At 48.3% G+C, this 24,761-nt stretch carries 28 protein-coding genes; 11 read left to right on the top strand and 17 right to left on the bottom strand.

Annotated elements, in window-relative coordinates; all coding sequences use genetic code 11:
- Window positions 1-12 precede the first annotated feature (12 nt).
- From V1603_RS18315 to V1603_RS18270, 10 genes are all read right to left on the bottom strand, one after another.
- A complete protein-coding gene (locus tag V1603_RS18315; RefSeq protein ID WP_064375573.1) occupies window positions 13-2,760 on the bottom strand; it encodes a VirB3 family type IV secretion system protein in 2,748 nt (915 codons plus the stop codon).
- A gap of 10 nt (window positions 2,761-2,770) precedes the next feature.
- The gene (locus tag V1603_RS18310) at window positions 2,771-3,049 is read right to left on the bottom strand and encodes a TrbC/VirB2 family protein (protein WP_049112398.1); all 279 of its coding nucleotides are present in this window, start codon (window positions 3,047-3,049) and stop codon (window positions 2,771-2,773) included.
- Window positions 3,049-3,696 (bottom strand): lytic transglycosylase domain-containing protein, encoded by a 648-nt coding sequence (locus V1603_RS18305; protein ID WP_049112363.1) that lies wholly within the window; start codon window positions 3,694-3,696, stop codon window positions 3,049-3,051. The genes V1603_RS18310 and V1603_RS18305 overlap by 1 nt, the downstream gene beginning before the upstream one ends.
- A gap of 77 nt (window positions 3,697-3,773) precedes the next feature.
- Entirely contained in the window at window positions 3,774-3,995 is a 222-nt protein-coding gene (locus tag V1603_RS18300; protein WP_049112361.1) for a hypothetical protein, read from the bottom strand.
- A 396-nt stretch (window positions 3,996-4,391) separates the two neighbouring features.
- Complete coding sequence (locus V1603_RS18295; RefSeq protein ID WP_009635174.1) at window positions 4,392-4,601, bottom strand: TraR/DksA family transcriptional regulator; 210 nt, start codon at window positions 4,599-4,601, stop codon at window positions 4,392-4,394.
- Window positions 4,591-5,178: a DUF2857 domain-containing protein gene (locus tag V1603_RS18290; RefSeq protein ID WP_049112359.1), complete on the bottom strand. Its 588-nt coding sequence runs from the start codon at window positions 5,176-5,178 to the stop codon at window positions 4,591-4,593. Before V1603_RS18290 ends, V1603_RS18295 begins: the two co-directional genes overlap by 11 nt.
- 14 nt (window positions 5,179-5,192) lie before the next feature.
- A complete protein-coding gene (locus V1603_RS18285; RefSeq protein WP_009635172.1) occupies window positions 5,193-5,387 on the bottom strand; it encodes an AlpA family transcriptional regulator in 195 nt (64 codons plus the stop codon).
- Window positions 5,388-5,526: 139 nt separating this feature from the next.
- Window positions 5,527-6,453, bottom strand: coding sequence for a hypothetical protein (locus V1603_RS18280; protein ID WP_088168364.1), 927 nt, complete (start codon window positions 6,451-6,453; stop codon window positions 5,527-5,529).
- 220 nt (window positions 6,454-6,673) lie between these two features.
- The gene (locus V1603_RS18275; RefSeq protein ID WP_049112356.1) at window positions 6,674-7,867 is read right to left on the bottom strand and encodes an MFS transporter; all 1,194 of its coding nucleotides are present in this window, start codon (window positions 7,865-7,867) and stop codon (window positions 6,674-6,676) included.
- A 3-nt stretch (window positions 7,868-7,870) separates the two neighbouring features.
- Window positions 7,871-8,575, bottom strand: coding sequence for a type 1 glutamine amidotransferase domain-containing protein (locus V1603_RS18270; RefSeq protein WP_395313048.1), 705 nt, complete (start codon window positions 8,573-8,575; stop codon window positions 7,871-7,873).
- Window positions 8,576-8,717: 142 nt separating this feature from the next.
- Here V1603_RS18270 and V1603_RS18265 point away from each other — a divergent pair, with 142 nt between their 5' ends.
- Together V1603_RS18265 and V1603_RS18260 are read left to right on the top strand one after the other, a co-directional pair.
- On the top strand, window positions 8,718-9,635 hold the full coding sequence (locus tag V1603_RS18265) for a LysR family transcriptional regulator (protein WP_032693554.1): 918 nt from the start codon (window positions 8,718-8,720) through the stop codon (window positions 9,633-9,635).
- 425 nt (window positions 9,636-10,060) lie between these two features.
- Window positions 10,061-10,963 carry a LysR family transcriptional regulator gene (locus tag V1603_RS18260; protein WP_015689822.1) on the top strand — a complete coding sequence of 301 codons (903 nt, stop codon included), beginning with the start codon at window positions 10,061-10,063 and terminating at the stop codon, window positions 10,961-10,963.
- Between the two features lie 38 nt (window positions 10,964-11,001).
- Here V1603_RS18260 and V1603_RS18255 read toward each other — a convergent pair whose 3' ends face one another.
- Genes V1603_RS18255 through V1603_RS18240 form a run of 4 tightly spaced genes read right to left on the bottom strand, consistent with a single transcriptional unit; the run spans window position 11,002 to window position 13,979 of the window.
- Entirely contained in the window at window positions 11,002-11,883 is an 882-nt protein-coding gene (locus V1603_RS18255; RefSeq protein ID WP_015689823.1) for a polysaccharide deacetylase, read from the bottom strand.
- A gap of 43 nt (window positions 11,884-11,926) precedes the next feature.
- The gene (locus tag V1603_RS18250; RefSeq protein ID WP_088168366.1) at window positions 11,927-12,658 is read right to left on the bottom strand and encodes an HAD family hydrolase; all 732 of its coding nucleotides are present in this window, start codon (window positions 12,656-12,658) and stop codon (window positions 11,927-11,929) included.
- Window positions 12,659-12,662: 4 nt separating this feature from the next.
- The gene (locus V1603_RS18245; protein ID WP_024359927.1) at window positions 12,663-13,238 is read right to left on the bottom strand and encodes a DJ-1/PfpI family protein; all 576 of its coding nucleotides are present in this window, start codon (window positions 13,236-13,238) and stop codon (window positions 12,663-12,665) included.
- A gap of 21 nt (window positions 13,239-13,259) precedes the next feature.
- On the bottom strand, window positions 13,260-13,979 hold the full coding sequence (locus tag V1603_RS18240; protein WP_024359926.1) for a cupin domain-containing protein: 720 nt from the start codon (window positions 13,977-13,979) through the stop codon (window positions 13,260-13,262).
- Window positions 13,980-14,439: 460 nt separating this feature from the next.
- Between V1603_RS18240 and V1603_RS18235 the strand changes: the two genes are divergently transcribed.
- From V1603_RS18235 to V1603_RS18225, 3 genes are all read left to right on the top strand, one after another.
- Complete coding sequence (locus V1603_RS18235; RefSeq protein ID WP_032693557.1) at window positions 14,440-14,997, top strand: OsmC family protein; 558 nt, start codon at window positions 14,440-14,442, stop codon at window positions 14,995-14,997.
- A 183-nt stretch (window positions 14,998-15,180) separates the two neighbouring features.
- Window positions 15,181-15,750, top strand: a complete 570-nt coding sequence (locus tag V1603_RS18230) for a TetR/AcrR family transcriptional regulator (RefSeq protein ID WP_024359925.1) — start codon at window positions 15,181-15,183, stop codon at window positions 15,748-15,750.
- Between the two features lie 16 nt (window positions 15,751-15,766).
- Complete coding sequence (locus tag V1603_RS18225) at window positions 15,767-16,108, top strand: carboxymuconolactone decarboxylase family protein (protein WP_032693558.1); 342 nt, start codon at window positions 15,767-15,769, stop codon at window positions 16,106-16,108.
- A 127-nt stretch (window positions 16,109-16,235) separates the two neighbouring features.
- Here the strand turns inward: V1603_RS18225 and V1603_RS18220 are convergent, their stop codons facing one another.
- Window positions 16,236-17,138: a LysR substrate-binding domain-containing protein gene (locus V1603_RS18220; RefSeq protein ID WP_032693559.1), complete on the bottom strand. Its 903-nt coding sequence runs from the start codon at window positions 17,136-17,138 to the stop codon at window positions 16,236-16,238.
- Window positions 17,139-17,279: 141 nt separating this feature from the next.
- On the opposite strand from V1603_RS18220, the gene V1603_RS18215 reads away from it, so the two are divergent.
- Window positions 17,280-18,599, top strand: coding sequence for a 6-phospho-beta-glucosidase (locus V1603_RS18215; RefSeq protein WP_032693560.1), 1,320 nt, complete (start codon window positions 17,280-17,282; stop codon window positions 18,597-18,599).
- Window positions 18,600-18,720: 121 nt separating this feature from the next.
- Here V1603_RS18215 and V1603_RS18210 read toward each other — a convergent pair whose 3' ends face one another.
- Window positions 18,721-19,050, bottom strand: a complete 330-nt coding sequence (locus V1603_RS18210) for a co-chaperone YbbN (protein ID WP_015697014.1) — start codon at window positions 19,048-19,050, stop codon at window positions 18,721-18,723.
- 288 nt (window positions 19,051-19,338) lie between these two features.
- On the opposite strand from V1603_RS18210, the gene V1603_RS18205 reads away from it, so the two are divergent.
- Entirely contained in the window at window positions 19,339-20,184 is an 846-nt protein-coding gene (locus V1603_RS18205) for a helix-turn-helix transcriptional regulator (protein WP_049089937.1), read from the top strand.
- Here V1603_RS18205 and V1603_RS18200 read toward each other — a convergent pair.
- Window positions 20,168-20,731, bottom strand: coding sequence for a YbhB/YbcL family Raf kinase inhibitor-like protein (locus V1603_RS18200; protein ID WP_032693561.1), 564 nt, complete (start codon window positions 20,729-20,731; stop codon window positions 20,168-20,170). The genes V1603_RS18205 and V1603_RS18200 overlap by 17 nt on opposite strands.
- Before the next feature lie 368 nt (window positions 20,732-21,099).
- Here V1603_RS18200 and V1603_RS18195 point away from each other — a divergent pair, with 368 nt between their 5' ends.
- The 4 genes from V1603_RS18195 to V1603_RS18180 all read left to right on the top strand — a co-directional run bounded on the left by V1603_RS18195 (window position 21,100) and on the right by V1603_RS18180 (window position 24,665).
- Window positions 21,100-22,206 (top strand): alkene reductase, encoded by a 1,107-nt coding sequence (locus V1603_RS18195; RefSeq protein WP_029669914.1) that lies wholly within the window; start codon window positions 21,100-21,102, stop codon window positions 22,204-22,206.
- Window positions 22,207-22,287: 81 nt separating this feature from the next.
- The gene (locus V1603_RS18190; RefSeq protein ID WP_032693563.1) at window positions 22,288-22,989 is read left to right on the top strand and encodes a DsbA family oxidoreductase; all 702 of its coding nucleotides are present in this window, start codon (window positions 22,288-22,290) and stop codon (window positions 22,987-22,989) included.
- 62 nt (window positions 22,990-23,051) lie between these two features.
- Window positions 23,052-23,825, top strand: coding sequence for an SDR family NAD(P)-dependent oxidoreductase (locus V1603_RS18185; protein ID WP_032693564.1), 774 nt, complete (start codon window positions 23,052-23,054; stop codon window positions 23,823-23,825).
- 87 nt (window positions 23,826-23,912) lie between these two features.
- The gene (locus V1603_RS18180) at window positions 23,913-24,665 is read left to right on the top strand and encodes a S9 family peptidase (protein ID WP_007374395.1); all 753 of its coding nucleotides are present in this window, start codon (window positions 23,913-23,915) and stop codon (window positions 24,663-24,665) included.
- The last annotated feature ends 96 nt before the right edge of the window (window positions 24,666-24,761 follow it).

Raw genomic sequence — 24,761 nt, 5'->3', positions numbered from 1 at the left:
CCGTCATGAATATTACAGGGCTTGTTCAAGGAAGGTGGCTTTCCAGTCATCAGGCTGCATTCCTTCCAGATACAGGGTGTCGAACAGCTTCAGGTTGTCTTCGCTGCCGCTGAGCATTTTGGTAAGTTTCCCGAGGCCCGATAAATCCATTTTCGCCATCGCCACAAAAGGCCGGGTTTCACCCGCGCGTAACGGCGTTTTCAGGACCACCATAGAGCGCTCCCCCGGATCGAGGTTTCTGACGATGTCGTACACGCTTTCCGGCACTTTCATCTTTTCCACGTAATCCTCCCGGCTGGCCTTCGGGTTGGCGAGAAAAATCTGCGTGCTGCACTGCTCGATAATCGCCGGGGCAATCGGGTGCTTGACGATTTCGTCAGGCGACTGCGTGGCGGGGACGAAGATGCCGTTCAGTTTGCGGATCACTTTCAGCATATTGAGCGAGAAGCGGGAGAATTCGACATCGGCCAGCCATTTCCAGAACTCGTCCATGAACATCACCAGCCGGCGACCGTCCAGCAGGCTGGTGACGCGGTAAAGCAGATAAAACGTGATGGGGCCGCGAATGTCGTCATCATCGAGAAATTCCGTACCGTCGATACCAAAATTTTCGACGTCGCTGATATTGAAGGTGTCCTCCTCATTGTCGAATACCCAGCCGAACTCGCCGCCCTGCGCCCACTGTTTAAGGCGAATACGCAGCCCGTTGATGCGGGCGTCGGGGGTTGGCGGCTCCGGCAGGACTTCCAGCAGCCGGGTGATACCGAACTTGCGGTATTCCGGCGGGTAGTCGAGCATAATGGTATCTACGGCGGCACTGATGCGCTCCTCATCGCGCGGATCGAGCGGCTTGCCGTTGCGGCCGCATAGCATGCGCACCAGTCGTTTGATAAAGCTGATATTCCGCCGGGTCGGCGCAAGCTTAAACGGGTTAAATCCGGTGGGCGTGCCGGTACGGATACGGAAGTAGCGTCCGCCCATCTGGCGTATCGCCATCTCCGCCGCCCGGTCCTTGTCGAAATACACGGTGGTTAGCTGCTTACGGGGGGCTGATTCAGAGAACGTCGCCGGATTGCGGTACTTCTGCATCAGTTGCTGCATCATGGTCATCAGCATCGTTTTCCCTGAGCCGGTTTTACCGATAATCGCCGTATTACCCGGCGTTTTTTCGTTGAAGTCATCCCGCCCGCTCTGGCTGTCGTGCAGGTTCAGGTAATACCCGCCACCGCCGGGGGATTTCAGTATCCCGATGGCGTCACCCCAGGGATTGCCGTTTCGTTTGTGAGGATGAAAATTGTGCAGGCTCGCCAGGTCGGCAAAGTTCTGGCTGCTGACGGCCACCAGACGGGGGCGCAGCGTATACACCCCCGGCAGTTGCGCCAGGTACGCGGCGGGCAGCGACAGCGTGGACAGCGTCGTCATGATGCCGAGGTCGGCGAAGGGCTGCGCCAGCACGTTGGTGTCCTTGACCACCTGGTCGGCGCTGTCTGAAGATACCAGCAGGGAAAAGTGGTACTTTCCGCAGGACACATGCCCGGACTGGAGCAGGTCACGCAGGACAATCAGCTCTTCGCGCTGCGAAATGGCGTCGTCATCCGCCGAATTCAGGCGCTTTTCCGCCAGGCGAATATGCTTCTGCGCCTCATCGCGGGCCATGCAGGTGAAGGACTGCGTCAGCACATACTCGCTTTCGGCATACAGCAGCGCGTCCAGCAGGCCGGTCGCGGTCTCCGGCGAATAATCTTTGATTTCCAGACTGCGGAAAAAACGCGCGCCGCCGACCGTCTGGCACTCGGCGGTGTCAGTGGTAAAAAAGACATCCGACGTGCTTAATGTTTCATAAAACGGCGCACGCGTGACCGCCACCTTTTGCCACTTGCCGGTGAGCAGGCGGTGATAAAAGGACAGCTGGGCGGAATACACCCTCCCGTTGCCTTCATACATCCCCAGTGGCGTCGCCGTATAGCGGGACAGCGCCGAAGCCAGCGCATCCCGGTGTTCCAGCATCACTTTCAGGGCATCATCCAGCACCGTTTTGCGTTTACCTGACGGCTGTGCCTTCATGGCCTTTTTCTCCAGCGGAGAGAAGGGCGCATAGCAGAGGGTGAAAAACAGCCGGTGCCGCCAGAACGGCTTTTCGCTGATCGGCTGGGAATACAGCCGGGTCACTTCATCAGAAAAGGGAATACCTGAATTTGCATCAAAGGCATCGTGGTATTTTTCCCGGATACGGTGAAGATAGAAAGTGACTGGCAGGCCTTCATATGCACGAATCACGTTATTGAGATGCGTCGCCATTAACGTCAGGTGATGTTCGTCCTCGCATTCAAAAACGGTGCCCTCCAGCTCCCAGCTGGCAACCAAATCACCCTGGCGGTTTCTGATGACGTGCGGGTGAATATGGGAGGAATACGGAATGTATTTCTCCAGCGTAACGCGCTCGTTTAACTTCATCTTTTCAATAAACTCCGAAATGTCGACAGCGCCATAGCGGTTTGCCAGCAGGGCATTGGCACCAAAATGTTTATTGGTGCCAAACCTGCCACGGGTTTTAAAGGCCAGCCAGAGCAGCCCGAAATAGTGAATATCGGTTCTGGCCTTTGCCTTCATCTCCAGCCAGGCCGGAATAAGCAGTAATATCAGGTAATAGCTGACATAGACCGCCAGCAGGACGATGGCCCCGCTGACCATCACGAACGGCACGAGGGGAATGCCGGCTATGGCGGCAGGCCGCGTCAGCGCTTTGTTCAGCGTAGCCATCGTTACCTCCTTATGACGCCCAGTAGGCACCGAAACCTGACGCACCGACGATAAGGATGGCGCCAATGATGACGTTGCGCACGTCATGGAGGCTCTTGCCGTCAAACAAGACTTTGTATCCTACCCACATGGTGGCAAGCGTGATGGTGACGGCGGCCAGTCCGAGCAGGCCTGTGGAAGTGTTACTCAGCGTCTCATTGGCTTTATTAAATCCGCTGTCTGCTGCCAGCACCGGGCTTGCCATTAACAAGGAAGAGAGGACGGGCCAGTCATACTCTTTTCTTTTCATCATTGTTCCTCCTGGGGGCCGGGAATGGGTAACGCGCCGCGTATCACGGCATTGGGGTAGCGCAGGGATGCCAGTACTGGCGTGGCGTTATCGGTAAGCTCGCCACGCATGACGGCGGTGGGGTAATGGATTTCCGGCATGAGCTTTTCGGCGGGAGGTCGCTGCCGGTCTTCCTGCGTCGACGGCACGGCGTAGCCGATGCGCTGGATGTAGCTGGTGTGGTTAAACGCGGATTCCGGCTGTTGGCCGGTCGTGAAATTTCCTGAGTAGTAGCAACTGAGCGCACGCTTGAGGGAACCGCCGCGGCGGTAGCAGTCGGTGAGGATGCGCTCAAAAACGGACAGGTTGGTACAGGGGTTAAGAAGGTCACGGGCACTCACGCGGTAATGACGGAAATTGGTGCTGGTGATTTGCATCAGCCCGACCGAATAACGTCGGCCCTGTGCCGCCAGCCGTCCGGTTAGACTGACGGCCTCATCCTTGCTTGTGGGGAAATGTGAAGTCACGCCTTTGCCACCGGGCAGAATTTCAGCGATGGCATACGGATTCAAACCGGATTCGACCCGCGCCACATCAAGTGCCGTCGACGGGTGAACGCTGGCGGCGCACTGCATGGCCGCCGCCAGAAATACGGTGGTGGAAAGCATGGTGGCCTCGGAATGGTAAACCGGGCAACGCGTACCGCCATCAGACGGCACAGGGCCGGGAAAAGAGGGAAGGTCGGTTAAATGGGCTGAGTATCCTGTGTCGCGTCGCCGTCATCCCTGGGCTCAAGGAGCACTAACTTGCCGGAAACGGCAATGCCGGGTGTCAGTACCACGTTCAGGCCGGGTTTACCGTGATGGGCAAAAGCCACGCCGACTTTCGTCCACCAGGTGTTTTTTTCACCCTGCGGGTCGGGCTGACTTTCATGGGTGACAAATACCTGATAAATGGGTTTTCGCATGTGGCCTCCTCTACTAAAAACAAGGATGAGTTAAAGAAATGTCACATCCCAATTCTGCATTCCGGTTTTAACGGGTCAGCGAGAACATTCAGCGGCACCCTGAATTGTGGTTTCGTGACAGCCCGAACCTTATTTTTAAAGAGCAACGCCTGATTCAGGCAAATTTACGTCAATACGGGTAACTATTATGTAATGACGCTTTCAGGATCAGATATCCGGGGCGGTATATAAACGATAAATTCAAAGTTAAAATGAGAGAGATAAATTAGCGGTAGAAGCGGATAAGCTTTGGGGTAAATAAAAGGAAGTGAAATAGTTAATAAAGACGACTGTGGATTTATAGTTAATGATAGAGACATGCAGGGGAAATATTCCTGCATGTCTCTGTGACCATTATTAACGTCTTCGGCGTTCAAGTTTTTCCTGACATTCCGTGCAGGTGGTTATGCCCGGAAGTGCCTGCCGTCGCTTTTCAGGAATGGGCTTACCGCATACACGACAATGGAATAATGATGGCGTAGACCCTGGCTTAAAACGACTCTGTTCAATCATATCCTCCAGTCGTTGCTCATTAAATTCCTGATCGCGGTCAATCTCATCTGGCATGGGCGGCCCTCCGGTCTGACGCCTCCTGTTCGCAAAGTGCGATACGCTTCCAGACGATGGTCAGTGACAACCCTTCGACTTTCGGCAGCAGGGTTTGCGTTACCTGCATCATGGCGGCCAACGCATCGGTCGATTCCAGGTTGGCCACCCGGCATTGTTGCCATTGCCGCCAGATGGCCGCATCCGTCTCTTCGTCCGGCTCTGGCGTCCGGCCATAAGGCACACGGACGCCCAGTAAGCGGCGGCGAAGGCAAACTTCGTTGGAGGTGAGGCCAAAATACTTGTTGAGTAGCGCAATTGACCCACCCAGCCGGATAGCGTGGTTGATACGTTGCTGCTGCAGAACCTCCTCACGGGATTTCGCCAGAAGCAGGTGTAACGCGTCGTGATGAACCGTCACAGCCAAAAACTGCGCAGACTCCCGACTGATGATAAACAGCTCGTCTAGTGATAATTGGTTGAGGGCATTCATTTCGTCGAAAGTGAATCCTAGCGATTCACAGTAACGAATGTTGCCATCCTTCAATGCATGCAGGGCATCGGTTAATACGGCGTAATTCAGTGACGGGATAATCATGGTATTTTCTCCCTTCAGCCTATTGAGCGGCGGACTAATTTAATATTGATCCATTCGTCAATTTCCGATTCGAGCCAGGCGACACTGGCCGGGCCAATCTTGATTGAGCGGGGGAAGGTGCCGTCTTTCATATACAGATAGATTTGAGAGCGCTTCAGGCCCGTTTTTTCCTCAACCTGTTTCAGACGTAATAACTGATGAGATGTCACGGTATTCTCCTGTGGCAGATATAGCGCTAGCCGGGAGAACACACGACAACACAAAGTCGTGGTGTGGCGAAAGCTGATGAGTCCGTATTACGGAAAATACAATCCTTAATACGGACTTACACTGCAAAGGGACATCATCTTACTTTTGTGCCGATATGGAAGAGGGCGAGCCGCGCTCAAGCGCTGTCTTCAGCGTGTCGCCACTGAATCGATCAGTAATGCCTTCCTCAGATGCCCATTGTTCAAAAATGGACAATAATTTATACGGTTGCATGATTAACGGACTGATAGTTTCATTATTTTTGCAGGCAAGCCAGAAGAGGCGTGATAGAGGGGTGGATATCCGAGTTGGAGACGGTTGAAGTATTTCTTTTTCGATCGGTTTGTTGATCAACTTATCAAGTTCACTTTTTCTGAGGACAAAGCAGGCATCACTCGGTAATTCATGCATAGGAAAATAATATTTATGCGAATCTTTCTTTGTAGCGTTTAGTATTATATCTTCGTAATCATCTGATGAAATATCTTTAGGTAGCCTTTTTACGTGTCGTTCGATTCTTTCATGCCATGTCATCTTTTCGAAAAGTTGAAACGATTCCCCCAATAAACAGACGGTAATACCATAATTATTCGACTTTGCTCCTGTTACAGGTGATGGTATCTTTAATGAATGTGCAAGTAAACGCTGTATAAGGACATATTCATAGCCGAGTAATGTTGTGTCAATGACTCTTTGTACAGGGTGGATATATCTTCCTTCAGTACTGAAAGTTAAATTGTTCTCGTTGACAAAGGAACTTTCGGCAGGCATGAATGATTTCATCGTTGACGAATTTTCTATTGGTCTTAGCTTTAATTTATGATTTCGTGATTTAATTTTCCTCAATATTACTGGGGATTGAAAATATATTGAAAACCGAATTTTCCCTTGCAGAGCAAATCGATAAAAATCACTTTTTCTTATTTTATACCCATTCAATGCATTGAGAAGTCTTACCGCCTCCCTTATAGTTATCCAGTCTGGAATTCCATCTCTAATGTTTAGGCAAGTTGGATTGTCTGACATAATACATCTCCTTTCACACAATGATATTGCTGATGAATTTCGCTGTGTTTTTGAAAGATGTTTAAAATTCTGATTGATATGAAATAGATCAGAATGATATGGGCTGATTTTATAAAATAAAAAATAACCTATGTTTTGTTGTGACATTTTTCAAAGAGGTAAAATAAAATGGCTCAGTGATTTGGTGTTCACTGAGCCATTTTAAATGCTATGTGTACTATCAGGAGTAATCGGAGGTGGTGCGTCTTTTATTAGAATTTATTTGTAATAACATCCATAAAATACCAACGATTACTACTCCGCCTCCAACCCAAGTAGGGCTTGTAAGACCAGTAACATTCAGTGCTACCCCCCCCAATAGCGACCCTAATGCAATTCCTCCGTTAAAACCGGCAATATTCAGTCCTGCTGCCACAGCTGGAGCTTCAGGTGCATGTATGTGAGATAGCCCTATCACTCTTGCTTGCATTGAGGGGACCGCTGCGTATGTCAATGCTCCAAGCAACCCAATAAACAGTGCCATTAACATTAAGGATGAGACAGAGAACCACATAGCAAAGAGGACGATCGCCAGACCAATAAGAATTGTCATCACGGCACGATCTGCACCTTGCTTGTCAGTCAGGCGACCACCCCAGACATTCCCGATAGCGGCCATCACGCCGTAGACCAACATAAGCAAACTACTCGTACGCTCGTCTACATGCGTTACCTGAAGTAGAATCGGGGAAATATACGTATACAGGGCAAAAGATCCTGCATAGGCCAAAACTGTAATTCCTGCTCCCGCAAGCAGTAGTGGGTTGAACATGGCTTTTAAACCGTCCATGGCATTTGCTTGCAAGGAGGGATCATTTTGATCCGTGGGCATCAGCATTGCCAATCCAATGAAACCGATCGCTCCACTTGCCGTTACTGCCATGAATATAGACTGCCAACTCAACAGACTACCGATGTAGGTACCAAGTGGTACGCCTAATGCCAACGCAATTGTAAGACCGCCAAAAACGACCGAAACAGCGGCGCCAGCACGATGTCGCCCAGCCAGTTGGGTTGCCACACTTGAAGCAACAGCAAGAAACACTCCGTGCCCTAAACCGGAAGCAAATCTTGCAATCAACATAGGCGTTAGGGACTCAGACGCACCGACGATACCATTGCCAACTGTAAACAGGCCCATAGCAACAAGTAATAATCTTTTACGAGGCCATCGTGTTGCCAACGCAGTTAATCCCGGAGCACCAATTACGGCACCGAGGGCGTAGGCTGTCACCGCTGTACCTACATGACTGACACTGACGTTTAGATCAGCTGATATCCTGGAAACTAAGCCGATCGTGACAAATTCAGTGAATCCCAAAGCAAAAGCGCAGAGTGCAAAGACATATATAACAAAAGGCATGCGTTCTTTCATAACTCAGGCTCTTCTATTTTCAATAGAAGCCAACAAAGGCAGCATTGCCTCAGCGACTCCTTTTGCGGAAGCGGGATTCTGTCCGGTCACTAATCTCTCGCTGACAATCACCTGTGGCTGAAAATTTGCGTCTGCAAGATGCTCAGCACCTCTTTGCTTCAGCGTGTCTTCAAGTAAGAATGGAACAATGTCGTACAACCCTACAGCACGTTCTTCATCGTTGGTAAAAGCTGACACCTTTTTGCCCGCAACCAGATTTTCATTATCGGAAAGCCGAATATTCACCAATCCGGCGGGGCCATGACAAACCGCAGCGACAACGCCACCCTTTTCATAAATTCGTGATGAAACACCCGCCAACTCTATATTGTCAGGGAGATCCCACATCGTCGCATGCCCTCCTGCATAGTAGACGGCGTCATAGACGTCAGGATCAATCTGCGAGGGTTTTAATGTGGTTTTAGTTGCCTCGCGTAAGGAATCATTATTCCAAAAGGAGGCGTTAACCGGATCGCTGAGGTCTAAACCGTCAACATGTGTCTTGCCTCCCTTGGGACTCACGAAATCAATTTCATATCCTTCTTTTGTGAGTACATCGTAGGGGTGAGACACCTCAGAAAGATAGAAACCACTGGGTGCGGCATCTTTACTCTCGGCTTGACCTTTACGGTCATGGCTGGTCAATACAAACAGGATACGTTTGGGCATTTTAACTTCCTCTATATGGGGGGACTTAAAGCAAAATTCTTCTGACTGCATGCGACATAACAGACTTGTCATATTGAGTCTTATTGTGGAACAATCTATTTATCCTTTAAATAGACCTAAACGGACAAACACTTACCCCAAAATGAACAAAATAAACTTGAGAAATGACGACCTTGAAGTGTTTTTACACGTCGTCGACAGAAACAATTTCTCTGCCGCAGCACGAGACCTACAGATACTCCCCAAGATGGTGAGCAAGCAGATAGCCAGGCTGGAAACTGCACTTGGCACTACACTTTTTGAAAGAAACACCCGTAATCTACGTATTACAGACGAGGGCAGAGCTATAGCTGAGAGGGCTCGCGTAGCGTTGGCCGTTCTGGATGAGATGAAGGAACTTTCCCGAGGGGATAGTGAGGAGTTAAGCGGAAATATTCGTTTGACTGCGCCCGCACCGTTTGGCCGAAAATATGTTGCTCCTGCGATCGCTGCATTCTGCCAAGTACATCCGAGGGTGGGCTTTGATTTAAGGTTATCTGACCAAATCCAGGATCTTTATAGTGGTGATTTCGATCTGGCTATTCGTATGGGGGATCTGGCTGATTCTCGCCTTCTGGCCAGAAAAATAGCAAATAATAGACGTATTCTCATCGCATCGTCCGAATATCTGAAGAATCATCCACCCATTGAGCGACCAGAAGATCTTTTAAATCACAACTGCTTAGTATTCGCTTACCCGGGTTTTTTACACAATTCATGGACGTTACGTAAAGCCGGTCATGAAAGAAGCATCAGCGTTACTGGCAACCTTATCAGTGACAACGGAGACGTATTGCATGCCTGGAGTTTGGCGGGGCTTGGCATATCTCTTCGAGAAACTTGGGATATTCATGATGAATTGAGAGCTGGGAAACTTTGCCGAGTTCTGCCTGATTGGGAAGCAAACACATCTCAGATCAGTGTTGTCCGGGCGCGGCGAGAACCAATACCCCGTAGGCTAAGTGTATTTATTGATTTCATGACTGAAAAATGGAAACGGGCACCATGGGATGATGATTAATGTTCCGAGAGGTAGTCCGAACCGGTCTAAAAGAAGCTAACCGCTTCACTGACCAACGGAATTTGTGATAACTCGATTTGAGTTGAGGTCGTCAACGTTAATAGATAAAAATACAATGATTGTTTAGTCAATTTAAAGGTTTAGCGACTATCACTCCCCAGAGTATCTAATAGAAGACAACACGCCAATCCGAATCTCATGGCATGCTTGAAACCTTAATGCCAACCAGTATAACGCACGTAAAATATAGGTATATCAATGGGTTATCTTGATATGTTCTATCCTTGCCCTATAAAATCCTTTAATTGTTAAAATAAGTTAATATGTATAGAAGCATTAACGGAACATGTTTATAACATAATACTGTGCAGGCTTTCGATTTTATGTCGTAATCGGAGAGCTTCAGGCTCTTAAGGATGCGCAGTATGAGCTATCTGGTTCAGTTACGAAGTTTTGTTGAAGTATACAAAGCTGGTTCGATTTCAAAAGCGGCAATGCGGTTGGGCATAAGCCAGCCTGCAATGTCTGCCCACATTCATTCACTTGAGGCTTTTACCGGGTGTGTTCTCTTTACTCGTCGTTCACATGGTGTGGTGGCTACAGTGGATGGGGAGGAATTGGCGAGATTGGTGGCTTCAGATTTAGAAACGATTGAACTGAAGTTGTCGATGCTTAGATCACGTACAAGAAAGTCCTCGGGGACAGTATCTTTCATCGGGCCAGCAGAATTAATGTGGTCAAAATTACCGTACTTGGTGAAAATATTATTCAATGAAGGTATTAAATTTAAAGTTTTGACAGGAAATAGGAAGCGCATATACAGCTGTCTTCTGGACGGAAGTTGTCAACTAGGTTTCACAACTTCTATGCCGGATAAACAAAAATTTGGATATGCTGAAATTGGAATGGAAAAGTTAATAGTTGTGGTAGCGTCACTCATAGCAGACAACTTCAAAGAAAATGAGGACGTGATTGATACGCTGTCGAAGCTTCCTCTAATAGCTTACGATGAACAGTTACCCTTGATAAGGGAAGTTTTCCAGGATTCTTCGCGATTTTTTGCACTGCTTCGTCCGTCTATTACTGTACCGGATTTGCGGATTTTAGAAAGAATGATCCGAGAAAATATTGGTTGGACTGTGATGCCTGAGTATTTATGCGCCCAAAGCATAGCAGGAGGTCAGATCGTTGAAGTGAATGTCCATGAGAGACTCCCTATAAATTCAATCTATTTGGTATGGATTGATAGCTCATTACGTAACCCACTCGTTTCAGGAATAAGAGACAGAATTCTCGAACTATCAAAAAATAGCGGATTTATGGTTTGAGATACATAAAACAGGCAGCCTTATCGGCTGCCGTGTCATTATTTTATCCGTGGAGATCGCTTGGCAAAGTCATCTGCAATGTCATTCAATTTTAGGAATTTCACCCCTGGATGACCAAGCATATGAGTTAAGAGGCGTTCGAGCATCATTAACACGTGCGGGCGTCCAGATACGTCCGGGTGAATCGTAAAAGTAAAGATCGCATATTCATGCTCACGGTAGACCCAATCGAATTGATCTCTCCACAACTGTTCGATGTCCCTGGGATTCATGAAACCTTGGCTGTTGGGTTTTGTTTTCATGAACATGAAAGGAGGAATATCGTCGATTGTCCAACTGGCGGGTAATTCAATAAGGTCCGTCTCTTCTCCGCGTACCAGCGGTTTCATCCATTCGGTCGGTGTCTTGGAATAATCTATCTTGGTCCAGGAATCACCTTTCCTGACATAATAAGGCTGATGATCATGATGCATTAGTGAATGGTCATATTTGATGCCATTTTCTAATAGAAGATCTGTGGTTACAGGAGAAAATTCCCACCATGGAGCGACATACCCAGTAGGTCTCTTCCCTGTTAATTTTGTGACCATGTCAATGCCTTTTAGAAGGACTTCTCTTTCTTGGTCAGGCGACATAGATATTGGGTTTTCATGACTGTAATTATGAACCCCTACCTCATGTCCAGCATTGACAACTGCTTCCATTTGCCGAGGAAAGGTTTCGATGGAATGACCAGGCATAAACCAGGTGGTGGGGATATTAAACTGGTCAAATAGATTCAGAAGACGTGGAGTACCTACTTCGCCAGCGAACATACCGCGAGATATATCGCTTGGAGAATCTTCTCCCCCATAAGAAGATAGCCAGCCTGCAACGGCATCTACACCCACTCCAAAACCACATAGTATTTCTTTCGCCATGAGTTATTACTCCTCATACAGAAAAAATTGAAATAATATTGCGTTAAGAGGGTTTCTTGACTAATTTCAAGAGATCCTCGGTATCTAATTCATTAATTCCTTTTTGAAGTGCCATTAATTTATGCTCAGGGATGTTGTATCCCCAATTAGCCCAAAATGATTGAATGCCATGATCTAATGCATCAATAACATTTTGGATATTGTCATCAATAAATAGAATATCCTCGTTTTTATCGAAGGCTATTGATTTTAGCAAGGTAAGAGTCTTGTTTTTGTCAGTCATCCTCCCATATATTTTATTCGCGGGTATGTTTAAACCATATTTACTTAGAATGTATAATATAGACTCTTCATCCTTTCCTGATACAATATAGATATCATTAGCTGTTTCAAATAAATTTGAAACATCCAATAGCGGACGGTGTAGTTCAGCCCAAAGATCAGGGTAGAGACTTCTTGCCAGCTTCCTATAATGGATGAACTTATCCCTGAATATTTTCTTATCTTCAGTTGCAATTGATTCATATATAGCAGTGAATCTGTCATTATCTATAGCTTCATTACCAAATTCAGTGAATGAGGCAATAAAGTGACCGTCATGGCGTACAAAATTCCTTAATTTCCTGAATCGTTTAGCCATCAGGCGTGGGATGTTTTGAAGTACATCTTGGTTAAAATCACTGAGAGGTCTGTCATGTAATACATTCCATGTAATTAGCATGCATTCGTCTACTCCATCAACCACGACCCCGTCGAAATCCATTGCTATTAACATCGAATTATACCACCAGCGGTTCTTTAAGAGTTTCGCCGCGTTTCCATCTATCTATTGCATCGAATGTCTGACGCATAAATTTTCCACATTCAGCATAATAGGAGCAAGTTATGATATTCCCGTCGACAACTACATCTGCTTCAATTACATTGGCGCCGGAATTAACCATATCGTCTTTCAGACCAACATAAGCGCAGGTGAGTTTGTCTCTTAGAATACCGGCAGAAATCATAATCCAGGGACCATGGCAGAGCCCAGCCACAACTTTCCCCTGTATTACCATCTGCTTTAGAAAATCTTTAACTCTCTGATCTTGGCGAACTCTATCAGGCGCTTCATGACCGCCAGTGAGAATAACAGCATCAAAATCAGTGGCGTTGAGTTGATCAAAATTAATATTGTCTTTGGATCTTTTATCCATAGGAACAGTGATGCCATATTTCCCTGTCACTGCACTTCCATCCTTTGTTGCAATAGATATATCGTATCCTTCCTCTTTAGAACGATAGTAAGTATAAACTACATCGTGATCCTGAAAACCTGGACCAGTGATTATCACTACTCGTGTCGGATTAGACATGTTATTTTCCTTCTTATTGCGTTACGGGACGTTAATTAAAAATACATTCTGACCACAGTACATTTCTGAGATGGCATCTTTAGCTCGTAGGATATGAATCTTTCCCATTAGATGGCTTTTTACATCTAATGAAATAAAAATAAAATCATCCTCGTCATTCAACATTTTTCTATCAAGATTTTTGACGGAAAAGTATGCTAATTTGTGTAGGTCATGTTCTCTGATCAATGTGCCTGCAGCTATCTGTTGCAAAGGAGGTAAAAGATCATGTTCCTGTGATTTCTTTTCATATGCCATATTTTGCCGGCCATAATTATCTTTAAGTCTGAGTAAGTCGAATTTGTTTCTTGGATTTTCAACTTCGATTAATTCGATGCCTGATTTTCCCGAAATAGTCTGATGGAATACACCTTTTGCAATATATATGCTGTCCCCAGATTTTAACGCCTGATGTGTACCATCAAGAAATCTGGTCTCGCCATCACCATGTAGGCATATAAGGACGGTGTCTTTGAGTATATGACAATGCATTGACGTGGATTGATTCTTTGATATATGAAGGCGCCATACATCAAAAATAGAATCACAATAAACTCTATACTCATATCCCCATGGTTTTTCTATGAATCCATTGAGATGTAAGTCTTTCTCAAATGACTCACCATTATTTGAAGTTGAAAGTAGGATTTTGTTTATTTCAAGCAAGTCATATACATTTGGAGTCCGGTTGTGGATTTCCATATGGTCGCTCCCCCGCTAATTGAATTGCTGAATGTTGATTTCACTTCGGTCAATCGTTCTGTGATTTCAGTCTATAACGGTTATTTAGTACGAGAGAAATAACTTTTATGATGATTGCCTATATTGTTTCTTTTGATCAGTCCTTCATACTCAATAATTACTGAAAACTATGCTTCTATACTTGGGTACTGTTAAAGATGCATAGATTCTATGCCGTCAGGAGGTCATAGCTCACAAGCGATTAAGATGCTTAGCAAGATGCCGAACTCGGACGTCAGCACGATACATCGCATAATGTAGATATCGCAGCGTTTACGTCCCTGTTTGTAGCTCTTTCTTAAGAAGTTGCCCCCATAGTGGTAGACAACACCTCAATCTTAAAGTAATCTACCATCTAGTAGGTTGATTGCGTTTGGCACCAACCTTATCTTTGAGATCACTCGACACTTCAGGAGTTGTCATGACTAATTCAAAAAAACCTTTTGCTGACGCTAATGTTATTCGCGGTACACGAGAAGCTATTCGCCAGCAGCCAGAGCTGGGCAATCTCACCTTTAACATGAAGAGTAAATCCAACGGTGGGGTATCCGTCCGTGTGGAAACTCATGCGACTATCCAGAACGGCCAGGTTGATACCAGTCGCTCCGGAAAATTTGCTAATGTTGGCGATGAACCTGCTGATTTATCGGGTACTGATAGCGGTATGGGCCCAGCTGAGTACATTTTGCAGGCACTTGCCGGCTGTTATACCGCGACTCTGACTGTGATGGCGGCAGAAAAGGGCATTGAGCTTGATGGTATTGAACTTGACCTGAACTTCGACATTAATCTGAACGGTTTCCTGGGTCTTGACGAAAAAGTTCGCAACGGGGCGAAAGCGATCCGTGTTGGCGTTAAGCTCTCCAGTCCGACCGCCAGCCGTGAACAGCTTGAAGAAATGGTTCGTGCACTGCCAGAAAGCTCGCCGATCCACGATACGTTGGCGAACCCGGTCAGTATTGATACCCGGTTGGTGTAGGTAAACCTCAGAGAGGGAAATGCCTGAACACTGTCATTTCCCTACTGCCTGATGGCTATTAACCCCGACCAAAACGCGTTATCAGAGAAGGTTAAATCGCTGTTGTGAACTGATGTCCCCTTGCAGGGAACAACAGGCGCAGATAATATCTACCAACTAGTAGATTATAATTGTGAGGATTATATGTCAGTCATGACACGAGAAAGGCTTCTGAATGAAGCGGACCATCTGATGCGCGAACGGGGTTACTCTGCATTCAGCTATGCTGATTTGTCAAAGAGCATTGGTATCACCAAGGCCAGTATTCATCACCACTTCCCAACAAAAGACGTTTTGGGCGAACAAGTGGTGATTCAGGCCCATACCGATACCAAAAACCGATTTGAACAGATTGAAGCGACGGAGAATACGGTTGCGCAGATGCTTACCGCCTATGTAGAGCTTTTCATCGAAAGCTATCGCACGTCGCGTATGCCGCTATGCTGTGCTTTGTCTTCGGAAATGGCCAATCTGCCACCGAATATCAGAGTACAGGCGACCGAATATTTCGATATGCAGATTGCCTGGTTGACCAAGATTGTCAGCCGTGGCGTTGATGCAGGGGAGCTGACTGCTGACCTGCTGCCATCAAAAATGGCTCTGCTTATTTTGAATTTATGCGAGGGCGCAAGCGTTGTTTCCCGGGCGATTAATAAGCCTGAGCTTTTCAACGATACGCTTGAACAGATCCTAATGATTGTTAAAAGAAAATAATTCTGGAGATGACCCCATGTTAGATTGGAATGAATACCGCTCAGAAGTGATGCAACGTGTTGGTGATCTGGGTAAGTTGACCCCGGAAACACTAAAAGGCGTCATGGCTTTGGGCAACGCCGGCAATAAGACCAACCTCCTGGGCGCGAAAGTGCGTGAACTGATTGCACTGGCTTGTGCGGTGACGACTCGCTGTGATGGTTGCATCGCCGTCCATGCCGAAGCTGCCGTTAAAGCTGGCGCCACAGAAGAAGAAATTGCTGAAGCCCTGGGTGTGGCAATCAACCTGAATGCAGGCGCTGCCGTTGTCTATTCCGCACGTACGCTGGATGCGATTAAGCAACTGAAAGCGCAATAGTTATCGCGTTGAAAATATAAAAGGGCATGACTGCCCTTTTTTCACTTCTGACAGACATTGTCATCATGCTCTCTGGCATTAGGTCTGATATGACTTACATTGCCACTTATCAGAACGAAAACAGACTTTATTCCTCGTTAAACACATTTCTTACCCATTCGGCCAAAGCCTGAACGCCTGGTCGGTTAAGGTTTTCTCGTGGCATAATGAGGTCATATCCTCGCCCGGCGGGTATTTCTATTTCAAAAGGGGCAATCAGTCGGCCCTCATCGAGGTAATGTCGAATGAGTCGTTTTCTGCCCATGATGATACCGCCGCCATTGAGTGCCGCTTCAATCGACATCTGACAATTGTTGAAGCTCAAAAAATTATCTTCAACAGGCAGGTTTTTGCCAGACTCCCTGCACCATTCTCGCCATTCGGAAAAAACATTCTGGGAGTCAACGGATTCAGACGTATGAATGAATGGGACTTCAGCTAACCAATGGTTTGCTTGCCTGATTTTTTTTGCAAGAGATGGAATACAGACGGGAACCAGCGTCTCTTCAGATAACCGTTCGCAGTAGAGATCGGGGTATTTCAGATTACTGTAGTAGATAGCGACATCTACCCGTTCAAGATTAAAATCTACCAGACCGGCTCTCACTCTGAAATTGATATTCAGCCCCGGCCACCGTTCGGTAAATACCGGTAAGCGCGGCATCAGCCAGAGAAAAGCGAAGGTAGGTGGAAGGCCGACAGACAAGGTTCCTCTCAGCCCCTGCACGCGAATATCTTCTATTTCATCACTGATGCGTTTAAGTGAAAACGCGAGTACGCCAAGTAAACGCTCCCCTTCATCGGTCAACTGAAGCTTTCTGGTCATTCTGATAAATAGCCTGAATCCGAGCATGGATTCAAGAGAACGAATGCGTTGGCTAACGGCCCCTTGCGTCAGATTGAGGGTAGTCGCCGCCTTAGTAAAGCTCATATGCAGTGCTGCCGTTTCAAACGTATGCAATAGTGCCAGTATGTTCTGTTGAGCGAGCATTCATCATTTTCCTTCTTAATTTTTCTTATGCATTATTTACAGTAATGCATACCCCGGAATTGATCGTTTGTCCACTAAGCCCCTTGTCCTCTTTAATTGGCCCAACAGACGTCCTGACAACAACGATGAGGGGAATATCTAATGAAGGGTCTTAAGTTAGTGGTTATTGGAGCGGGTTCAAGCTACACACCTGAACTGATGGAAGGCATTATCAAGCGTCAAAATGAATTTCCGATCCGCGAGTTATGGCTGGTTGATATTGAGGATGGCCGTGAAAAAATGGCGATCATTGCTGGCCTCACCCGACGGATGCTGGAAAAAAATGGGCTGGATATACCGGTTTATGAAACCCTTGACCGCACAGAAGCACTGCTCGGTGCCGATTTTGTTTGTTCTCAGTTCAGGGCCGGCTGCCTGGAAGCACGGATCAGCGACGAAAGGATATCGCTGAAATACGACATGATCGGTCAGGAAACCAATGGGCTGGGTGGGTTTGCCAATGCATGCCGCACTATCCCGATTGCATTGGCTATAGCGAAAGAAATGGAACAACTGTGCCCGGATGCCTGGTTGCTGAACTTTACCAACCCGTCGGGAATGGTCACTGAAGCGATACTGAAATACAGCAAAGTCAAAACCGTAGGGCTGTGCAATGTGCCTGTTATCATGCAAAAAGGTATTGCCAGTGCTTTAGGTGTCAGTGACATCAATGAATTTATCATGCAGGTCGCGGGACTTAATCACTTCATTTTTGCGCGCCATATTTTTCATGAAGGTAAGGATAAGCTTCCTCAGGTTATTGAGCTGATTTCAGAGGGGAATGATCCTTTGGTGCCTAAAAATATTCCTCCTTTCAAATGGCCGGATCGGTTGTTGGCGAATATGGGAATGATACCTTGCCCCTACCTGCGTTATTACTACATGAGCGACGACATGTACCGTCAGGAGCTTGGCGAAGCACAAGGGGAAGGGACTCGTGGTGAGATCGTAAAGGAGCTCGAAAGAGAACTATTCGAAATTTATCGAAACCCGGAACTCGCCGAGAAACCGAAAGCGCTGGAAGGTCGGGGAGGGCAGTACTATTCGGATGCGGCATGTGAATTGATGAGCGCAATATATAACGACAAACGCATCATCATGCATGTCAATACGCGAAACGATGGTGCGATTGCGGGCCTGCCGGATGACTGTGCGGTTGAGGTCAGTTCAATGATCACCCGTTCAGGACCTATACCACTGAATGTCGAACCTTTCCCGGAAGATGTACTTCGTCTGATTCAACTGATGAAAAGCTTTGAGCAATTGACCATTGAGGCAGCCATCAGTGGTAATCGGTATACGGCATGGCGTGCCTTGGTTATTAATCCCCTAGTCAAAAGCGGTCAACTGCTTGAAAATGCATTGGATGAAGTGATCGAACATAACAAAGCGTTGATGCCGGCCTTCCAACGCAATAAATAACGCTAAGCAGACTGGTCGGTTATTTTATAACAAAGCGGTTATCACTCTGAACGAGGGGTAACCGCTTGCCGATGATGCATCAGACCGCTAAGAGACTTTTTTAAACATAGATAAAATGGCATCACTGCCCTTTTTTCAGCTCTGACAATGCTTGCTGATAAAACCCTGCCGATTTAACACCCGGTATACGCTGGACCAACTGCCCATCCTTGAACATGAGTACGGAAGGCAGTCCCCAAATTTCATATTTGGTGGTCAGTACCGGTGCCAGATCCACATTCACTTTGCCGACTTTGACGTCGCTTTCTATCTGCTCGGCAAAATGGTTAAAAATGTCTTCGCTCATCTGACAAGGTGGGCACCAGGGGGCAGAGAAGCGCACCACCGCAACCCCTTCATGCCTCTCGATTTCTCTAAAATTATCTTCATTGTAAAGGGTTAATTCACGCATCATTCACTCCTGCAGGATGTAACTTGATAGTAATTCTACCTACTAGTTGGTTTGTTTAATTAACATAAAAAGCTATCATCGATAGAAAGGTGCTTAAGCGAAGATAATGCCATGTTTTATCAATGGATAAGCGTCATCTTATGTGGACGGCGTGCTGAGGATTATGATATTTCACTCCATCTGAATGAGAAAACTGACGTATTGTAAAATCGGGACTACTTTATAAAAAAGCAAGCCCATCCATAAAGTGTCGGCCTACAGGGCAGGCCTATTCCTTTTCGTAAGGCGATGATGGAAAGAACATTATCCAGTCGTATTAATGTGGGGAGTACAGCGCATGTGCTGCATACGCAGCCCCTGATGATGCGCCATATCACTATAGATGAACCCACAATCATCCTGGTCCGCCATGGCAGGAAAATAATCCGCTGGGCGCAAGAGGAGATAACGCTGGAAGCGGGGGACGCGGTGGTCATCGGGGAGGGGCACTCTTTTGATATCATCAATACACCATCACCTTTAACGGGTACGTACGAAGCATCATGGCTGAGTTTTTGTGCCGATTTCGTCCAAAACTACTGCTTCATGCATGCCCCACGTATGAGCATGAACGAAGCAAATAAAATGGCAGAGCCAGGCAACAGTTTTCGCCAGGCCTTTTATCACACTGCGGAGGCCATTACAGATACTGAAAACATACCTGAAAGTATCGTGGCCAGGCGTATGGAAGAGATGCTGAGTTGGCTGGATGAATACCGAATTTTCTTCGCGCTGAAACAACATACCGGACTGGCGATAAAAATCCGCAAACTCGTTGCAGCAGACATATCACAAGACTGGAATACTGCGCAGGTGGCGGCTGAATTGGGTATGTCGGCCACCACCCTGAGACGCCATCTGCATGCCGAAAATACGTCATTCACCCATCTGGTGACTGACATTCGCATGTGCCGCGCCCTGACACTTTTGCAGGTGACCGATCTTTCAGTCACCCGCATATCCCTGGAAGTCGGCTATGAAAATCCGTCTAAGTTCGCCGCCAGATTTCGAACTCGCTTCGGATTCAGCCCCAGCCTGGTCCGGGTTTCCGGCCAGGCTATCGGCAACCTGGCTGCGGTTAGCGGCCCTGCGTAATCTGAAGATGCGCTTCGCCCAGTGAGTTCGCTTTTGCCATAAAGCCGACCAGGGCGGGCGTCGAGTCCGCCGTTATTCCCGGAAGTTTGTCGACACGAAGTGCCGTCAGCGTGATCTCATAACGGTGCGTTTCACCCTTCGGCGGGCAAGGGCCGCCATAACCCGGGATACCGAAATCAGTCCGGGTCTGAAGAGCCCCTTGCGGGAGATTTTTGTTATCCGCCGTTATCCCAGCCGGTAACGAGTGAAGAGATGAGGGAATATTCACCACCTGCCAGTGGATCCAACCGAGGCCTGTCGGCGCATCCCTATCATAAATTTTGAGAGCGAAGCTTTGAGTTCCTGCCGGCGCGCCACTCCAGTTAAAAGAGGGGGCAAGGTTTCCACCGCTGCACCCAAATCCATAAGGTGAACTCAGGGTCTGAGCCGCGGGGAAACGGTTTTTTTCAAGCTCATGACTTGTCAGCGTAAAACTGGCTGAAAAAGCGACCTGGCTCGACAACGCCAGGCATAATGTACTGATAACAGTAAGGTGAAGTTTGGACATTTACTCTTCTCCATCGGGGTGATTAATATCCCAATGATAAGGGGAGAGAAAGACTCCTCGCCGCCCTGAACCGGCCAGTCTTAGCTCCATAACGCCCAATAATGATATTTGTAATTCCCTGATTTCACAGGATGACGACCATCTCACCGACGGGAGCTCACCTTACACAGCATTCCCTGTGCCTGTCTCCGGTGACAAAAGGACAGCATGATTTGTTCTTTTACCTATTGACCAATCAACTAGTAGGTAGGTATAGTGCAGCCATACGCTTAACCGGCATCAGGAAGCGATCGTCAGCTCCCCGGCCCGCTAAGTATTAACTCCGGCCCCAGCGGGGCTTTTCTCACTTTCGCCTTGCGAGGTATACGATGAGTAAGTTGTTCACCCCCTACAATCTGTCAGGCATGCAGTTAAAAAACCGCGTGGTCATGGCCCCGATGACCCGCACCCGCACAATGAACGACGTGCCGGATGACGTCGTTGCACTTTACTACGCCCAGCGCGCCTCTGCGGGGCTGCTTATCACCGAAGGCATGCCTGTTTCTGAAGAAGGGCGCGGCTATCTGTATACCCCGGGGATCTACAACGCTGCACACGTTCAGGGCTGGCGCAAAGTGACCGATGCGGTACATGCGAAGGGCGGCCGTATTTTTGCTCAGTTGTGGCATGTGGGCCGGATGTCTCATACCTCAATTCAGCCGGGCAACATCGCGCCAGTTTCCGCCGGTACCGTACAAGCGGTTAACACCACCGTCTTTGCACTGACCGAGTCTGGCGAACCGGGACCTGTCGTTCCAAGCCAGCCGCGTGCACTGGAAACCGCAGAAGTTCGACGCGTTACCGCTGACTTTGTCCATTCAGCGCGTCTGGCAATGGAGGCCGGGTTTGACGGCGTGGAAATCATGGCGGCGAACGGCTTCATTTTCGACCAGTTCCTCAGCAGTGAACTGAACCCTCGCACTGATGAATACGGTGGCTCTGTGGAAAACCGTCAGCGGTTCCTGCTGGAAACGGTTGATGCCATCTCTGCGGCTATTGGTAGCAATAAGGTGGGCTTGCGCATTTCACCGTTCGGGCGGATTTACGACCTGGCGCCTTATGAAGGTGAAGAAGAGATTTGGGCCAGTATCGCTGCGGCCCTCGGCCAACGTGAGCTGGCTTATGTGCACCTCTATTATCAACCTGTTTATACCCAGGCACCGGTACCTGCCGGTTTCAAAGCCGCGTTCCGTAAAACTCTGGGGGGCACCGTTATTGCCGCCGGCGGCTTCACCCGCGAGATTGCCGAAACCGCACTTGAGGCAGACGAACTGGATCTTGTTGCGTTTGGCGTGCCGTACATCGCCAACCCTGATCTGGTCGAAAGAATGCAGAACGGCTGGCCGCTGGCTGAAAGCGATCGCACGACGTATTACGGCGTGACGGGGTCGCCGGAAAAAGGCTACACCGATTATCCCGCCTGGGAAGCCAACTAACGCCACGTAGCTGGTGGTATTTGCGGTGCTCACATAAAGAGGCACCGCCAGACGACATTAATGGGGTATTCAGGAGCCAATATGCAAACCCTTAAGCCGATTATTACGATAGATATCTGGTCAGATCTGGTCTGCCCCTGGTGTTGGATTGCCAAAAAGCGTTTCGAACAGGGCCTTGCCGCCTTTGAACACAAGGAACAGGTCGTGGTCCGCCACCACAGTTTCCGTATTTCCGGCGACCGGCCTGCCGTGCCGTTCCGCAAAGCCCTTTACAAGAAGTTTGGCGGGGAACATGGGGCGGAACTGATGATGAATCAGGTGGGCACGGCCGGGAAGGCAGAAGGGCTCCAGTATAACTTTGACACCATGCTCTTTGGCGATACCGAAGATGCCCATACGCTGCTCGCGGCTGCACGTCACGCCAATATGGGCGACGCCATGGCAGAACGGTTTTATCGGGCCAGTGTGACTGAGGGGCGTTCCATTTTCGATCCGCAGGAGCTCATTGCGTTAGCTACAGAAGTGGGCATGTCCAGAGCCGACGCTGAAAGTGCCCTTGCCAATGAGGCTTTCCGTGCATCGGTGGCTGAAGATGAAGCCCATGCCCGGTCGATCGGGGTCAGCGGTGTCCCGCTGTTCCTGCTCAATGAAAAATATGCCATCAGCGGCGCGCAATCTGCGGACAACTTCCTGAACGCGTTGAAGCAAGTCTGGGAAGAAAAAGCGGCCGAATTGGCAAAAACCGACGGCCAGACCTGCGGCGCTGACGGTTGCAGCATCTGAAACCTGAACGAGCCGGCTGCATGACTGCCGGCAAATCTACCCTGCAAATAACGGAGTTCAAAATGAGCGATTACTTTAAAGGCAAAAAAATGCTTGTCGTGGGTGGCACCAGCGGCATGGGTCTGGAAACGGCGCGTATGGTGCTGAAAGCCGGTGGCAGCGTGGTACTGACGGGCAACAAAAAAGACAAGGCAGAAGCGGTTCAGAAAGAGCTGAGCCCACTGGGTTCCGTGTCCGTGATTGCGGCAAACCTGATGACCGAAGAGGGCATGAACGCCATTCGTCAGGAGATTAATGCTAATCATCGCGATATTAGCCTGATGGTCAATGCGGCCGGGATCTTCATGCCGAAAGGCTTTACCGAGCATTTGGAAGCCGATTACGACATGTACCTGATGTTGAACCGGGCAACCTTCTTCATCACGCAGGACGTGGTGAAGAACATGCTGGCCGACGGCCGTGAAGGGGCGATTGTGAACGTGGGCTCCATTGGCGCGCAAGCCGCACTCGGCGACTCACCGGCTTCCGCGTACTCCATGGCCAAAGCCGGTCTCCACGCCTTGACACGCAACCTGGCCATTGAGCTGGCCAGTGCGGGTATCCGCGTGAACGCGGTCTCGCCAGGGATCGTGCATACCCCGATTTATGAAGGCTTCATGGCGAAAGAAGACATTGCCGGCGCAATGCAATCGCTGAACGCTTTCCATCCGCTGGGGCGTGTCGGCACGCCGGAAGATGTGGCCAATACCATCTTCTTCCTGTTGTCCGACAAAGCCTCTTGGGTGACTGGCGCAATCTGGGATGTCGATGCCGGTATCATGGCCGTTCGCAGATAAGCTCGTCGTAACCTCGCAAAGCCGCCCCATGATGGGGCGGCTGATAGGCATCTTGCTTGTAATTCAACCATTCTTAAAGTTAACATAATGAAAAAATTGAAATTTACCTTCAAAAATGCAGAAGGTGAGGAACTTGCCGGGTTGCTTGAATTGCCAGAAAATCCAAAAGCCTTTGCCCTGTTGGCGCACTGCTTTACCTGCGGGAAGGATCTGAAAGGTGCTGCACGCATTGCCAGGAAACTGACAGAAAATTCAATTGCGGTGCTTCGCTTTGATTTCACCGGGTTAGGCAACAGCGAAGGCGATTTTTCCAATACCAATTTTTCCTCGAATATTTCTGACCTGCTGTGCGCGGTCGATTATCTTCGTCGGGAATACGAGGCTCCTTCGCTGCTGATTGGTCACAGCCTTGGCGGTTCGGCAATCCTCTCTATTGCAGCCAAAGTGCCTGAAGCCAGAGCGGTCGTAACCATAGGTTCGCCAGGCGAATTGACGCATGTACAGCGGTTGTTCAAAGACAATATCGAAGATATCAGGAACCATGGCGCTTTCCCGGTAGAGCTTGCAGGCCGGGTATTCACGCTCAAAAAGCAAATGCTGGATAACATTCAGGAGCATAAAATAGCGGAGAAGGTATTTACCATGAATAAGCCGCTGCTGATTTTTCATGCTCCCAATGATGATACCGTGCTGATTGAACAGGCAGAGAAAATTTTTAAAGCCGCCAGACACCCCAAAAGCTTTATCTCACTGGGTGAAGCAGATCATCTTCTGACGCATCCTCAGGATGCGGAATATGTTGCCGGGATTATCGTTGCCTGGAGTTCTGCTTACATTTAGAGGGCGTGTAAAGCTTCGCGAAGCTGCTGGTGCTGTCGTTGGCCACTGAATAAACGGGTGTAGCATTTTGATTGCACATACAAAACTGCGTAGCAT

Origin of the sequence: Enterobacter sp. ECC-219 (assembly GCF_043966805.1) — a bacterium.
In the GTDB taxonomy this organism is placed as follows: Bacteria; Pseudomonadota; Gammaproteobacteria; order Enterobacterales; family Enterobacteriaceae; genus Enterobacter; species Enterobacter cloacae_N.
Note: the sequence above shows the minus strand (reverse complement) of the source record. Positions and strands in the feature narration are given on the sequence as shown.